Genomic DNA, 17,216 nt, shown 5'->3' on the forward strand with positions numbered 1-17,216 from the left:
AGTTAAAGCGCCCCCAAAGTTTGAGGAGAATAACTACCGCCTTGAGTGCTTGGTTCGGCTAAAAGGTTAAAATTAATACCTAGACTACCCGTTGCATCTAAACTAAAAAATCCTGCGGTTACTTCGGGGGGAATAATGGGAAATTTCACCGATGCTGTTAAGCCTAAAACGTCATCAATACCTAACAAATCATAAGGGGAAGTGTTAGAAAATTTATAGGTAGAATCAAGGTCAAAGCCAAAGGTGATGGGCGATCGAGCATTTTGTTTATAGCTTGAACCGGGGGTAATTAAACCACTAGGGGAGGCGATAATACTTTGAGTATTGTTAACAGTGTTAGTTTTCCAAGGACTTTCGAGCAATTTAGGGGATTTCCACTCTAATTGTGCATTAGTTTTGAGAAAGATTGAGGATTCTTCCCCACCAATCGCAAAATTTGTCCCTCCTGATAATGTCCCCACAAGTTCCCAATTTTTCATGAAAGGAGTGATGATCGATCGAAGAAAACCACTTTTCGGCACACTGTGCATCAATTCCCAATCTTCTAAAAGACTACTAGCAAAATAGACTTGGGCATTCCATGAACCTAAAGGTTCTTCTCCGGGTTGCTCTGTGGTACTACTATCACTGGTGGCACTAAAACTATTTGCTTGTACTGCTTGGGTGTTGCTTTGGGTATTGTTTTGGGTGTTGCTAGTTAAAACCCCCGTATTAACCAAGCCATTATTGATTAATTGAGGAGAGTAGGGGGCATTAGGAGTTATAGTATTGCTATTGGTAGAGAATTGAGAACTGCTAATACTAAATGTTTGAGAGTAAAAGTCACTATCTTCTTTGATGCTAAGATTAGCGACATTGTCAAGATTAACCTTTGAACCAATAACGATCACTTCACCGTTATTATTAACAGTGACAGTCGGTTCTAAATCTCCTACTTGATCTAAGGTTAGCGCTTGAGGAGTGTTTAACCATTGTAAATCTGCATTTTCGTCATATTGGGCGGCAGTGTAATAAAAGTCACTATCATTGAGGCTTCCCTGTTGCCATACCACTGCTAACCCCGGATTGCTACCATTGATGAGATTTTCATCCGCTACAAGGTTGATACTGGTGACAGGCTCATTCCCCGTGAATGCGATCGCCCCTGCATTTTTCCACGTTTCTGAATTATTGTCATAGACAGCGTGCCAGATATAGCCACTGTCAGCCCAAACAATATGACTAACACCTACCGAATCGGTAACAATAGCGGATTGACTAGAAGCAAGGTTGATAGACATGGCTTGACACTCCTTTTCAGGGATTAATAATAGTAGAAAAATAAATTATTTATATTGATATATTCATCTATTCACAATTTTAAAATTAATTACTATAAAAAAATGTCATTTTTGTCATTAGTTTTATCATAGTTTGTTTGTAGATTTATTCGGTATATATATATTCAGAATGAATCAAATCTTTCTTCTTTACAAAACCTTAAATAACTTTACAAAAGTTAACTTTATTTACTTAATAATAATACTGAGAGAAAAAAATAATTTATGAAATCTTTATTAAGTAAGAAGAAATTGATAATAAAAAAATAATTTAAGTTACTAATTTTTTGATATTATTAAGGAATAATTATCGTTATTTTATGGATATGGATAATAATAAATATTTAGCTATTAATGAAGTAATTAAACAGCAATTTTATCTCAAATATAATCGAGTTTTAACCCTCACAGAAGAAATTATTTTAGAAGGAGCGATCGAGAATTTATCTTATGAAGAAATAGCTCATAAATTATATATGAGTTCAGGCACAGTGAGAAATATTGCCTCTAAATTTTGGGATCAATTATCAATATTATACCATCAAAAAATTACTAAAATTAATTGTAAATATGTCATTGAAAATATTTTAAAATCAGAAAAAATTCTAGGAAAAGAAGAATTAAACTTAACAGATATTGACCATGAAAATATTAAGTCTCATCAAGGAATTATCATGATTATTGATGATTATATAGAAAACTTAAAAATTCTGAAACAATTACTAGAAAAAGAAGGTTATCAAGTGCGTAGTGCAAGAAGTGCTAAAATGGCTTTTTTATCTTTAGAAGAAAGTTTACCAGACTTAATTTTATTAGATATATTAATGCCAATTATGGATGGTTATGAAATATGTAAAATCATTAAAACAAATCCTTTAACTTCTCATCTTCCTATTATTTTTATTAGTGCATTAAGTGATACTATTGATAAAGTTAAAGGTTTTCAATTAGGAGCTTGTGATTATATTACCAAACCCTTTGAAGAAATTGAAGTTTTATTAAGAGTTTCCCATCAGATTAAACTAAAAGATCAAACTTTAAGACTAGAAAAAGAACTTAAAGAACATGAAAAAACCATTGAAATGTTATCTCAATCTCGATCGATTCTTGCAAGTGTTTTAAATAATAGTTGTTGTGGCATTGCGGTTTTAGAAGCAATTCGTAGCCCTCAAACGGCTCAAATTATTGATTTTCAATATTTTTTAGTCAACCCAATTTTTACTGATTTATTTAATATTAAAGAGTTAAATAATCTCAATTTTATTGATAACTTAAAAGAATGCAGTTTTGGTAAATTACAATGGATTGAAGAATTGATTAATGTAGTCAAAAATAGTAGAGATTTTAGAGATATTTTCTTATTTCAAGGACAAAAATATCAAATGAGTGTCAATAAATTAGGCGACGGAATAACCATCAATATCATACCTTTAATTCAATAAATAAAGTTTTGTTGGGTTACGCTTTTGGACACCCCAACCGACTGCTATAGTAAATCATAGTAAATCAATGATTTTTTCTGTTTCAAAATTACTGACTAATTGCCTTAATTTTTCTCTAATTTGATGATGATTAGAGGGAATTTGCTCAATCAAAAAAAGCATTTTTTTCTCATCTAACATTAATACTGCTTTTTTTAATTCTTGATGCCATTGAGAAGGCATAATTGCTAATGATTCTAATGTTAAAATTTCTGTGGGGGTAACTTTTTGATGATGATTAATTTCAGGGATTTTTTCATAGATGAATTTTAAGCCTAAGTGTTTTTCTAATATCTCAAAAATAGTGCTATCTAAAAAGGGTTTGCGCACATAGTCATCACAACCTGCGTCAAGGATGATTTGTTGCTGATTTCCTAATACACTGGTAGTTAAGGCGATAACGATAGTAGCATTTCCCTGTATGGTGCTTTTAATACGTTTTATAGTTTCATAACCATCCATAACAGGCATTCTCATATCTAACCAAATCACATGAGGTTGCCAATTTTGCCATATTTCTATAGCTTGTTTACCATTCTCTGCTTCTTGTAACTCAAAGCCGAAGGGTTGCAATAGCTTGATTAAAAGTTGACGGTTTACCCATTTATCATCTACTACTAGGACACGATATTGTGGTTGATTTGGAGCTAAGGCAATGACACGGGATTTTTGAGGAATTTGGATGATGGTATTAGGTTTTACTTCTTTAACTTTTATATTAAATCTGAAGGTTGAGCCGATACTTTCTTGACTGGTGACGTATATATCTCCTCCCATTAACTGAATAAATTGTTTGGTGATGGTTAAGCCTAAGCCTGTGCCTTCTGGGGTATGTTTTCCAATTTCACTCTGTTGAAAGGCTTGAAAAATTTTCGTTTCGTCTTCTTTGCTGATACCGATACCTGTGTCTATGATTTCAAACCATAAATCGTATTCGGGAAGGATAAGAGGCTTTGCTTTAAGATTGACTGTGATGTTGCCTGAAGAAGTAAATTTGATGGCGTTACTGAGGAGGTTAATTAAAATTTGCCTTAGTTTGAGGGTATCGGTGTTGATGTAACGGAGGGATAAATGTTGATAATTGATGGTAAAATCTAGGTTTTTTTCTTGGGCTTTGAGAGTGAATATTTGGCTAATTTGGCTTAATAAATGGAATAAATCGATATTTTCTGGGTTTAATTCGATTTTTCCTGCTTCTATCTTGGCTAAATCTAAGATATTGTTAATTAACATCAAAAGATGTTTGCCACTATTGTTGATGATTTCCAGATTTTCTTTTGTATTTTCTAAAACATCACGGGAATTGAGCATTAACTGAGAAAATCCTAACACAATATTCAGGGGCGATCGTAATTCATGACTCATATTAGCGAGAAAGCGACTTTTTGCTTGACTTGCCACTTCGGCTTTTTTCTTTGCCTTAGCTAATTCAAGGGTGCGTTGTTTAACTTGATGCTCAAGGGTGCGGTTATAATCTTCTAATAACTGTTTTGCGTCTTGTAAATTTTGTTCATTTTCTTGAATTGTTTGAAAATAATCTTTTAATTGCCCACTCATTATATTAAAGGATTCTGATAAATTATTTAATTCTTTAATGGGATTATTTGTCTGAATTTTTTGCCAATTACCTTGGGCAATATTTTGGGAAGCTAAATTTAATTTAGCAATGGGTTTCGCCATTATATTAGCAATTAATAAACTTAAAATAATCGTTAGAATTATAGAAATAATTGTTAAGAGAATTGTTTTGTTATAATTAGCGTGAATTTCAGTTAAAAAATCGGTTTCAGGAATATTAATAATTAATAGCCAATCTAAGCCATATTCATCTTTTAAATTATTAACTAATAAATAGTATTTTTGATCATTAATTTTTACTTTTTGCCGAAAATATTCATTGATATTTGCAAAACTTTGATAACGATCGAGTAAATATAAACCAATAGCTTTATTAAGATAATTTTCATGATTATTAATAGAAATTAATTTTGCTTGATTATTTTCTAAAACTGATAATTTATCTTGGGTAGAAGTAGCGATTAAATCCCCTTGATGATTAATTATAATAGCTTTTCCTGTTTTACCGATGGTTAAAGAATGGAGATATTCACTAATATAATTTAAGTCTAGTTGAACAGATAAAACTCCTTGAATATTAGGAGAATTTTTGATATAAATAGGTTGAGAAAAATTAATGACTAAGGTTTCTTTATTCGATAATCGAGGAAATACATTAGTCCATGCTTTACTTTTTTTTGTGATTGCTGTTTGATACCAAGGGCGTTGATGGGCGGAAAAATTAGGGTAACTAAAAACAGGATTACTTTTATTTTTATAGTCTTGAATGGAGGTATAACCTTGATAATTATTTCCATCACTAATGGCGATTCCTTCTACTTTTTTCTTAGTTTTTTGATGCAATGTATAACCACTCACAACGAAATAGTTATCTAAATTAACAACTTTAATCGCAGCAATAAATTTATTTTTATTACTTTTGTATGTTTCCCACAGAAAAGGCAACCATTTATCCATATTTTCTGTTTCCAAATCCAAAATATTTGCAGTGATTAAGTTTTGATTAGTTTGGTTGATTTGTTGTGGTAGTGCTAAAAATGTTTTAACATTATCTAAGATTCGATCGCTACTTTGAGTCATTAACTGATATGCCAGATTATTGACAGCTTTTTGACTAAACCAGAGAGAAACACTACTCACAGAAGTAGCGGTAATAATCACTGGTAACAAAAAAGATACTGATAAAATAGTTTTTAAGGAAAATCCCATAGATTAATAAGCCAAAACTGATGTGTAGCAATCTTAAATGAATGATAAAGTTATAGTCTATCAAAATTGAGAATTAATCAGTTCTGGTTTATTAGATTTTCGATAAAGATAAAGAAAATAAAGGCGGAAGCCCTTATTACAAACTAATATAAAAACTAAGCTAATAAAGCCTCAAATGCGATACCTTCAAGGTTAAAACTATTGGCATAATTAGTAATTACACTTTGGGTTTCTGGTTGCCCCGTATAAAGATAAGCCCCACCCGTGCTATTTTGGAAACGGGTAATACTATCAGCCATTTGTGAATTTGCACCATAGGCATAAAAAGCGATACCCTCATCAATAAACTGGGGATAATTAGCACGGATTGACTCACTTTCGGTGTCTCCTGCGTAAATATAACCCCCCATTAAGTCAGTATTGCGGAAACGATTAAAAGCGGTTAAGTCATCTTCTTGAGTGTCAGATACATAAAAAGCTAATCCCTCCTCCACAAAGTTATTACCATAGTTGGTTAGTACTGATTCTTTTTCTTGCGCACCAACATATAGATAAGCACCCTCTGTTTGCAAACTACGGAAACGATACATGGCAGTATCTAAGACGATTTCGGGGGATTCTCCAAAGGCAAAAAAGCCTCGTTTGAAGATAATACCATTTTCTGCACCATCAATGTCATACTTACTACCGTCTTGAAGATTTAAAATTGCTCCTTCATTTTTACCGTCTCCATCATCATCAAACAGTTTCGCACCCGAAAAAGCCTCATATTGTTGAGTTTCATTATTGAAAATATAGTAATTATTAAAGTCTTTTGTACCTTCAAAATAGAGTTTAACCTGTGCTTTACCGTCAGTGGTAGTAGCTCGAAATTCTAATTCACCCCCCATGACGCTGTTAGGTTGTTCTCCAATGATATGATTCCAATTACGAATTTGTCCATCGGTAGGATCAACATTAAGATGAAACTCGTCATCGATGACGGTATTACTTTCTTCTTCGAGGGTGACGAGTAAGCCTAAATCCCTTGTACCTGTGTAAATATCATCTAAAATAAGGGGTACAGAAATGGTTTTACTGGTTTCTCCCGGTTTAAATACTGCCCTTCCTAACACGGGATTATAGTCACTACCTGCTTTTCCTCGTCCATCTTGAGTAAGGTAATGTACTTGTACATATTTATCTAAATCCCCTGTGCGTTGGATGGTAAATTCTACTTCTCCATCGGCTTCGTTAGCAGTGGGATTAGAGACAGATAAACGGGTGGGTGCATCAGGATTACTAGCAGTGGCACTAAATACTGAACTAGCAACACTTTGGGCGGTTTCGTTACCTGATTCATCGGTATTAAAGGAAGTCATGATTTCTGCATTAACAGAGGCGACTTCTGAAGTTAAGTTGGATGTTGGAGTATTAGTAGAAGAAGCATTTTTCTCGACAGTAATAACATTAGTTGTGTCTGTCTCGACAATACGATTAAGTAAAACCGTTGCACTCGAAATATTTGAGGTATATCGATCGAACTTCTGATTATACTGATAAACTGTACCATTAAGACTAAAATCAGCACTGAGATTAAGGGTGTCACTAGCATCCATTACCACAGTGACGGTGTTTGTGGGAGAAAGTTGAGTAACGGTTAAGGAGTTAAGGGTGAGGTTATTAGCGCCATAACCTTCCGTGACTAAAATCTCAAAATTGCGTAAACGATTACCCGGGGAAAGGGTAGTTAAATCCCAATCTTGTTTATTATAGCCCTCAAATCTTAAAACATCTATACCTGCACCACCATCTAAACGGCGGAAATAGGTATCATTGACGGTGACGAAATCATCTCCTAATCCTGCGTAAACGACATCAATACCGCCATTGGTATAAATTTGATCATCCCCTTCACCGCCGATGAAACTTTCCCCCGTTGCTGTGCCAATCATAACATCATCGCCGATCGTACCTGTTTGAGTTACAGTGTTATTAAAGTCACTACCAAAAATAACGTAGCTAAGGTTATCATTATCTCCTGGTGCGCCAATAATAAAGTCACTAAATCCATCACCGTTAACATCACCATCCCCACTGAGAGAAATTCCTGCCTGAGATGCTGGTAAACCCGTAATTAAAAAGCCACTGGTATTAGAGTTATTGGTATTGGAGTTAGATTGATTGTTGCTTAAACTGTTTAAGTCAAAGGGATTGGTTGCAGAGTAGGTATTACCCCAATTCTTCCCACCAAATACCACAAAAACAGTGCCGTCTTGAGTATCATCGGAGGTTAAGGAAGTAGAGGGAGATGCGATCGCCACATCATCATAACCATCGCCGTTAATATCACCAATAGCAGTAAAGTTAGATAATTGAGAAATACCATAAGTATTGGTGCTATAGTCGGGGTTTAAAACCACATCTGGGGTACTATTAATAGTGCTTGAAGTCGAACCATAGTAGATAAATAATGCCCCTTGATTATTTTCAAAATTAGAGCCATTAAACTCTCCAAAAGTGGCATAGCCAGGGGCTAAAACGCCATAATCTTCGATGCCGTCACCATTAAAATCACCAATACCTTGTAATTGAGAGCCTAATTCCTGAGTTTGATTGGGTTCAAAAATAGGATTAGATGCTGTTACATAGATACTGGTATCGTTGTTATATCCCACATGGGCAATATAGATACTTTGATTGAAAAATGCGGGAGAGGTTCGATCGAAGGAGGACTGATTAGGGATAGAAGCATTGTCATTTGTCCAGTTTTCCCCTAAACCTTCACCAGAGATATAAAAAATAGTTTCACTACTGTTACCACTTTTAAAGAAAAGATAAAGAGTTTCATCTGTAGCTATTAAAGAAGGACCAGCACTTGTTCCTTGATTTGGAATAACCTGAGAAGTAGCGGAACTATTGGCACTTGACCATGTTGAGCCATTGTAAGAAGTTACACTAATATTGTTGCTATTATCTGCTTTGAAAGCGATATATAATTCATCATTGAAAACCGTTGCCCCAATGCGATCGCTACTAGAATTAGTACCGCCATCGTAGGGAACTCTACTACTTGTTGTCCAAGTATCACTGTTGCTGGGATTGTCAGAAGTTACATAGACAACGCTATTATCACCATTAGTAGCAAGAAAGAAAGCGTATAATTCATCGTTGTAAGTGACGAGAGTTGGTCCTTGCTCACTGGTATTACTACCGATTTGATAGAAGTCACCACCGCTAAAAGTTAAGCCTAAATCCGTATCAGCACTAACGGCACTAGCTAAAATCACTTCATTATTAGTGGCAGTAAAGGCAAGATACAAGGTGTTATTAAACACCCCTAAAGAGGCTTGATAATCAGTTTCAAAGCTACTGCCAAGATTAGTTAAGCCCTCCCAGTTAACGCCATCAGCACTTCTTTGTATCCAAAGAGTATTTTTGTTGCTATCAACGTTATCGGTAGCGTTATATAGCATATAGAGATAGCCATTAAACTCTACCAACGTGGGAGCTAATTCTGCGGATTGCACACCTAGATTATATTGAGATGTCCAATCGCTATTGATTAAGGTTTGTTCAAATACGGCATTAGGAGGTTCGATCGTTGAATTACCTTGATTATTTCCTAAGTAAACAGTAAATTGTCCATTAGCGATAACATTAGGACTAATAAGGTTCATGAATTGATTGCCTAAACCCACTTCCGTATAACCATCACCATTAATATCTCCTAATCCATTACCCGTTAATCCACTAAAAGTAATGTCAGTATCTGAGGTTAATGTACCGTTGGCACTACCTTCATACAGAGTCCAAACGCCATTAGTACTACGAAGAACAACATCCCCATAACCATCACCATTATAATCTCCGATGGCTATTCCTTGAATAATAGAAGTTTTCGCTACAGTAGAGAGGTTGATGTTACTTCCGAGAGTAGGGATACTACTAGAACCTAACTGTACATAGAAGTTATCATTATTATCAATTACGCCAAAGTCTTTTAAACCATCGCCGTTAATATCTCCTAATGGCAGAAACTGATTAATAGTTTGGTTCGATACCGTAATAACTATATCATCCGTACCTACTGCTGCATCAATCAGATTAGTGGTACTATTACCAAAGACAATAACTGCACCATATTCGCTACCACCTGATAAAACATCCCCAAAACCGTCACCGTTAATATCACCCAACATAACAACATTGTTGCCATTGCCCACGAGACTACCACCATTGACACTATTATTAATAAATGTAGTTGAGCTACTGGTAATCTGATTTTCTTCTAGTAATCGGGTATTGTTACTGGTGGCACTAGCTGTACCTTGATTTAAAGTAGAGAGAATCGAACCGCTATTGCTGACAATATATAAACCACCATCTTCACCTAAACTGAGATAAGCTCCTTGTGTAGTATTAGTTCCTGTAGCCCAAACTGCATATTCAGCAGAACCAGGTTCATTTAATGCTTGTGCTTGGCTATAGAGAACAAAGTTACCGTCAGTTTGCATGAGAGCTTGTACGGCAGGAGTGGTATTGTCAGACTGCCAAACAACAGTGCCTCTGGGGTTGAGTAAGAATAAAACACCTACAGGGATATTAATACCATAGGTTTCATTCGTCGAAGAATCACTTAATCCCAAAATATAGCCATTCGGACTATTGGGAGATAAATATAACATTCCGTCAATGACAAACCCGTTATCAGCAGAAATATCTGCGAGTTTGATACTACCATCGTCGGCTAACCAAGGATGACCAAAAATGGTGTAAAGTTGTCCTGCGTTGGGCGCACTAATCATTAAATCGTCCACACTATCACCATTGACATCCCCAATACCACTTGCGGCCGCTCCCACTAATTGATAAGGTTGATCTCCATTGAGTAAGAAAGTCGTTTTACTGTCACTAGCAGTAACGTTAAGGTCAAATATAGTACCTATGTCACTTAAGTTAAGAGGTCCAAAAAGTACATAACTTTGTCCAGTGCCGTTAGCGCCTTGGGGGGCGGTAATCAAAAAATCTTCATAACCATCGTTATTGACATCGCCGGGGGAGGTAATGACTGCCCCTGTTTGACTGAAGGGTAATCCGCCGACAATGCCCAAATTAGCCACAGTATCAAGATTTTGAGGGTTATTATTTTGTGTGATTCCCCCCTTGAGAACATAAATTAAACCATTGTTATTTGCACCTCCGGGGGCGGAAATAGCTAAATCATTGATCTTATCTCCATCTAAATCTGTGCTATTCAAAGCAGAACCAGCATTACTGTTATTGGCAGTACCATTACTAGAGGGTAAATTAGAACCAGTGTAGGTAGCATAAGGAGTTGTATTAAAAGTATTGCTCGTTGTGCCGTTACTTTGAAATACATAAACAGCTCCTAATTCGGCGGTGGAAGTGGAGGGGTAAGATTGCCCTGCGGGATTGTCGGTGGAATTAGCACTGGAAGGAAGTCCGCTTAAACCATTCCATTGATTAGTAACATCTCCTGAAAATCCGATCGCACCTATGATTAAATCATCAGATGTTGTATTACCTGTAAAGGTTTTAGCTTGAGAAGTACGACTAGAAACCGCAACGCTATAACCTGCTAACTCTCCATCGTTTTGAGAACTGTAGATAGTGGAAAGGGTAGAAGTACCATCAAAGGCAACATAAACCGCCCCATTACCGTTATTAGCAACGGGTGCGCCGATGGCAATATCAAATTTAGTACCACTGGCATAAGTACCATTAGACTCAGCATTACTGTTAAAGTTACCCACTGCAACGGAATAACCGAAACCAATATTGGAAGTGGGAGTATTAATGACATAACCTTGACTACCTAAATTTGTGACATTAATGGTAGTTCCAGCTAAATTATTAGAGCCATAAATAACATATACTTTATTAGCATTAGGATCACCAATAACTAAATCCTCATAACCATCACCGTTGACATCCCCTGTCGCCATAGAGAAGGGAAAATCACCGTTGGCTTGTCCAGTATCGCTTAAACCAGTAATCAAGACACCGTTAGGATTACCACTTAAATCGGTGGTAGTAAGAGGGTTGCTTTCATTGTTTGATAATACTGCACCGCCACCAAAAAGAATTTGGATTGTACCTTGTCCCAACACGCTACCTGATGTGTTGGTATAGCCTCGATTTCCTACGGCAACATCAGACTTACCATCATTGTTAAAATCACCATTGGTAATAACATAACCCATACTCGAATTAGTGGTGTTGATGATAAAACCGCTATCAATCAAGGCAAGGGAAGAATCATTAGCTTCGGTGACGGTGGCAATGCCTAAAACTTGGTTAGAATTAATATCTGTGGGTTCGCTGGTTACATTTCCTGCTTGAACAGTTTGGGTAGTGGTACTCCCGTTACTATAGTTAATCGTTACATTAAAAGTTGTACCACTAGGGAAATTATTACTTCCTGCATCGAGAAATAAATCTAAGTCCACATTTGGACTAAGAATAGTATAGTCAAAACTACCATCAGGGTTAACAGGATTGAGGAGTTTATCCCCTTGCACGACTGCTAATTGATTGCCATTAGTATTACCTACACTCCATATTACGTTATTAGCGGTAACTTCGATCGAACTAATTTTTGTACCAGTTGTCTGATTTCCCAAGTTTAGGGATAAGAAAATATCAGGATTGCCGTTAGGATTAACGTAGCCACTACTGTTAGCGGTGTTATAGGAAGTCACATCCCATTGGACTTTATTAGCGTCTGATAATTGAGTAGCAACAGGTTTATCGTTAGGTTCAATTATACTAGGAACTCCCCAACTGCTACCATCATAAGTTACATACTGGGTATTTGGTCCTGCAGGTAAAGGATCGACATATTGAGCATTATACTTGTTACCGATTTGACTGGTATTGAGTAGAATTTGGCTAATTTGAGAGGCGGTTAAATTGCCAAAATCCGAGATGTCAGGGGTGTCATTATCGGTTAAGGCTTGACGATAAAAAGCAACCTCATCTAAGTAAACGCTTTCATTACTAGAACCTGCAAGGGTTAAACTGGTATTGCTAGGGATACTTAAATCCACACTGTCTAAACTACCAACGTTTTCACCATTTACAGATAAATTAACCGTGTCGGTTTCACCGTTGTAAGTAGCAACAACATAATACCATTCATTGGCAGAAGGGTTAAATCCAGAGGAGTTTAAGGCAGTGTTATTAATATTTAACGATAAACCACTATTATTTAACGTGACATTCATTAAGCCACTAGCAGAAACCAAATCTAGGGTATTTGAGGGTAAAGAAGGAACTTTAAACCAAAATTCGACACTGAAAGAAATACCAGATAAGGGAATTGTGGAAGAAGTGGCACTATTACCAGAATTGAATAATACCGCAGGGTTAGCATCTCCTTCATTAGTGGTAGTATCTTCTAACGCGCCCACTTCATTGAATGTTACCGAACCGCTATAAGTACCATTACCTCCTGCCCCGTAAATGCCCTCATTCGTTAAAGTTGTACCACTGGTTTCCGCTAAACGATAGTAAAGGAGAGGAGATTCATTGAAGGTTAATTCACTGTAAGATGTCTGCTGAGTTTCTGTCCAAAAGACTGACGGGTTTCCGTTTAAAGTAGTAATCGATAATTCCGTTAAAGGATCAGGGTTAGCATCACTATAAAGAATAGCAGGAGAACTCCAACTAGGTACATCATTATTGTAAGATAGGCTAGACCAATAAATAGTACTTTCACCGTTGTCATAATTTAACCATGCCGCCATTAAGTTACCATTTGGTCCTGTGCCTAAAGCAATTTTACCGTCTGTACCTTGTTGTACGGCGATCGCATTTGCTATACTCCATGTACCCGTAGTGGCGTTATAAATAGAGTAGTAAATATCCGATTGATTTAAACTTTCGTTGATGATTTGAGTTTGATCATCACTGTAAATTTCTCCGGGTGTTAAATCGGTGTTTATATCGTTACTATCAGCATAAGACCAGACTAAAACGTTATTTTGTAATTGATCTAACGCCGCTACAGGGTAGAAATTCAAGCCTCCAGAACCCGGAATACTCGCTACACTAGAGAGTAAATTATCCCCTGAAGGACCGAAACCATATTTAATAACCGTAGTGGGTGTGGTGGGAGAGGTAATTACTGGTTCGTTACTAAAGGTTGCCACTGTACCACCTGTTCCGCTCAAACTACTACCACTATAACTAACCGTGACAATATCCCCCGTACCGATTAAATTACTCCCCGTAGGAGGTTGTACTGTTAAAACGACAGTATTATTATTGATGGTTATATTTGGCTCGATGACGTAGTTAACCCCGTTACTTTGTACTGTGAATTGAGTATTAAGGGGACTTCCAGTTAAATTTTGGTCAAAAACAAGGGTAACTTTATTACTGCTACTGGTTTCTACGATCGAACCTGAACCCAATAGAATAGGTGAATTAGTACTTCCTGTGATGTTATCTAGGGCAAAATCATTAAAGTTATCAATCCATAAAGTTGTATCTGTAGTTGTGTTAGTGATATAAAGATTTTGGTTATTGCTAGGAGCGATTTGATAACTTATCTTTAATTCCACATCAGCAGTGACGGCAGTATCTAAAGTTAAGGTTAAGCTATTACCTACCGTACTGACATTTCCTACGGTATAACTATTATTATTACTATCAGTGATGGTAAATTGACTAGGGGTAGGGTCATCTGTACCATTGCCTAAACTATCGACAAAATTAAGGGTAATCTCGTTACCATTGACAAAACCAGCGATAGGCTCAAGGGGAGGCACTTCTGCAACCCAAGCCGCTAAAATTTGTCCTGTTTTGGTAAAAGAAAGAGTGGGAGTGCTATCTTGTCCTAAATCCGCTTCAATACTAGCTAAGACTGAGTTAGTGTTTACGGATGGCGGTGTAATGCCTGTTACTAAAGAGCTTGTTTGAATTTGATTATTGTAACTGATACTGACATTTTGCTCTGGAGAAATATTTTGATTGATGGTTAATAAAACACCTCCGTTAGTAATGGTTGCACTTTGTGCCTTAAAGGTTTCGGAAATGGGGTTGCCGTCTGCATCGGTGACATTAACGGTATAGTCAGAAGCCGTAGCCGTAAGATTCAGTGCTGAATTATTATTACTAAGGAAAATAGATGACTGAGAGACTTGAGTTGTTACGCCGTTGTTGATGGTAAATGCACCTAAAGGATTGTTACTACTATCTTCTAAGGCATTACCAAAGTTCGTGCTATTACTATAAGCAATGGTGACGTTTTGTAAGGACTGATTACTTACCGATGACGCAAAAGTTAATAAGACTCCATTATTTGTTACCTGTGCATTGATGACGGATAATGCCGTAGTTTGCCCAACGGGAATGACGGTAAAGCGATTAAAGTCGGGGGTAGAGTTGGTATTTAAAGGGGTGTTAAAACTGAGGAGTAGAGTGGGATTAATATAATTTTGACTGTTGCCACTGGTGGGGTTAAAAGTATAATTTAGAGTGTTAGGTGTGACATTAGTTACATTTAAGCCCGAAATGTTTTCAATAACATTACCTTCGCTGTTGGTGATACCCTCGTTATTGATGAAACTCAATGAGATTGCGTTGCTAGTGGGGGTAGGATTATCGGAGGTTGTATAGTCTAAGTTTTCGGAGGAAGCGATCGAACTTTCTAGCTGTAAAACGATCGTAGTAGGGGAATTGCCTTGTAAAACGTTAAAAACAGGAATAGTGGTTATAGCACCATTAATATCTGTGACGGTAACGGTAAAATCATTAGGATTCGGTAACGCCGAAATTGTAGTTTCTAAGTCGATCGTCAATAATGATCCGCTAACTTGAGTTTGAGCAGTAGTGGTAGAGAAAGAGGATGCCGTTTCAGCAGATACTGCCGACTCAGTAGAGTTTTTATTGCCGTCAAAAACATCCCATGTCCAACCCGGATTAAAATTAAAACCGAGTCCGATGGGACCGACTTTCACATCAAAACCAATGGGAAAACCAAAGGAAATAGTGTTATCTGTACTGCCAATACCCCAATTAAAAGCTGTGGTGACACCACCATTAATATCGGCACTGAGTATCGGTACATGGGGAATTTGTGCTTTACCAACTAACCCCGTACTCAACACAGGAAATCCGATCGAACCCTTCATAACTAGCCCCTCGGCTGTACCGTTGATAAAGGCGGCGAAGGTTTCGGCAACATTAATCGCTATATCGGCGGCGATAACTCCCGCTTCTGCTTCCTTATCTCCCATAGATAACAATAGGGAAGCACCCTCACCAAATGCTGTTGCTCCGATAATCCCTAAAGCCGCCCCCAAAGTTTGCGGGGAATAATTACCTCCTGTGGTTTCTGGTGTGGCTAAAAGATTAAAATTTATGCCGACACTACCAGTGGCATCTAGGGTAAAAAATCCTTCGGTTACAACGGCGGGAACAATGGGAAATTTTACAGAAGCCGTTAAACCCAAAATATCATCAATACTGAGCAAATCATAGGGAGAAGTGTTAGAAAATTTATAAGTAGAATCAAGATCAAACCCAAATGTGATGGGCGATCGAGCGTTTTGTTTATAGGTAGAGCCAGGTGCTACAAGTCCACTGGGAGAAGCGATGATACTATTGGTATTATTGACGGTGTTCGTCTTCCATGGACTTTCAAGTAGTTTCGGGGATTTCCACTCTAATTGAGCATTAGTTTTGAGAAAGATTGACGCTTCTTCTCCACCAAAGGGAAAGGTTGTGCCTCCTGATAATGTGCCGACTAATTCCCAATTTTTGAGAAAAGGAGTGATGATCGATCGAAGAAAGCCACTTTTAGGCACACTGTGCATCAATTCCCAGTCTTCTAGTAAACTACTAGCAAAAGATAACTGAGCATTCCATGAGCCTACAGGTTGTTGTCCGGGTTGTTCGGTTTCACTACTAACTCCAAAACCGTCTGATTCTGTAGTTGATTGTACAGCTTGAGTTGTTTGATTTGTGTTATTTAAAACCCCTAAATTAACTAATCCATCGTTGGTTAACTGAGGAGAATAGGAGGCAGTTGGGGTGATAGTACTGGTACTTGTAGAAAATTGCGTACTGCTAACACTAAATTGTTGATAGTAATGATCAGTATCTTCGGTAATGCCTAAATTAGTAGCATTTTCGAGGTTAACTTTTGAACCAACCACAATAACTTCACCACTACTATTAACAGTTACAGTGGGTTCTAAATCTGCTACTTGATCTGAAGTTAGCGCTTGAGGAGTTTCTAACCATTGTAAATCTGCATTGGAATCATAGTTCGCTGCAGTGTAGAAAAAATCGCTATCATTGAGGCTTCCCTGTTGCCATACCACCGCTAACCCCGGATTACTACCATCTATTAGTTTATCATTCGCTACGAGGTTTAAACTGGTGACTGGTTCAGTGCCAGTAAATGCGATCGCTTGTGCATCTTTCCACGTTTCGGAATTATTGTCATACACAGCGTGAAAAATATTACCATTATCTGCCCAAACGATATGAGTAACGCCCGTTGAAGAATCAACAGTTATAGCCGATAAACGTGAAGCGAGATCGATAGCCATAGATTTTATCCTATTATTCGGGAGAATTGAAAAGAGAATCTTTATTACTCCCTATGATATAG

General features: G+C 37.0%; 4 protein-coding genes. 1 reads left to right on the forward strand and 3 read right to left on the reverse strand.

The genetic code is table 11. The features are described from left to right. Positions 1–2: 2 nt before the first annotated feature. Entirely contained in the window at positions 3–1,280 is a 1,278-nt protein-coding gene (locus SYN6308_RS02440) for a hypothetical protein (protein ID WP_017292844.1), read from the reverse strand. A gap of 365 nt (positions 1,281–1,645) precedes the next feature. On the opposite strand from SYN6308_RS02440, the gene SYN6308_RS23220 reads away from it, so the two are divergent. Further along, on the forward strand, positions 1,646–2,761 hold the full coding sequence (locus SYN6308_RS23220; protein WP_158412745.1) for a response regulator: 1,116 nt from the start codon (positions 1,646–1,648) through the stop codon (positions 2,759–2,761). Between the two features lie 54 nt (positions 2,762–2,815). Here the strand turns inward: SYN6308_RS23220 and SYN6308_RS21560 are convergent, their stop codons facing one another. Together SYN6308_RS21560 and SYN6308_RS21565 are read right to left on the reverse strand one after the other, a co-directional pair. After that, positions 2,816–5,587, reverse strand: coding sequence for an ATP-binding protein (locus SYN6308_RS21560; protein ID WP_017292846.1), 2,772 nt, complete (start codon positions 5,585–5,587; stop codon positions 2,816–2,818). Positions 5,588–5,742: 155 nt separating this feature from the next. Then, positions 5,743–17,154 carry a Calx-beta domain-containing protein gene (locus SYN6308_RS21565; RefSeq protein ID WP_017292847.1) on the reverse strand — a complete coding sequence of 3,804 codons (11,412 nt, stop codon included), beginning with the start codon at positions 17,152–17,154 and terminating at the stop codon, positions 5,743–5,745. Positions 17,155–17,216: the final 62 nt, after the last annotated feature.

The sequence above is a fragment of the Geminocystis herdmanii PCC 6308 genome, assembly GCF_000332235.1.
GTDB classification, from domain to species: domain Bacteria; phylum Cyanobacteriota; class Cyanobacteriia; order Cyanobacteriales; family Cyanobacteriaceae; genus Geminocystis; species Geminocystis herdmanii.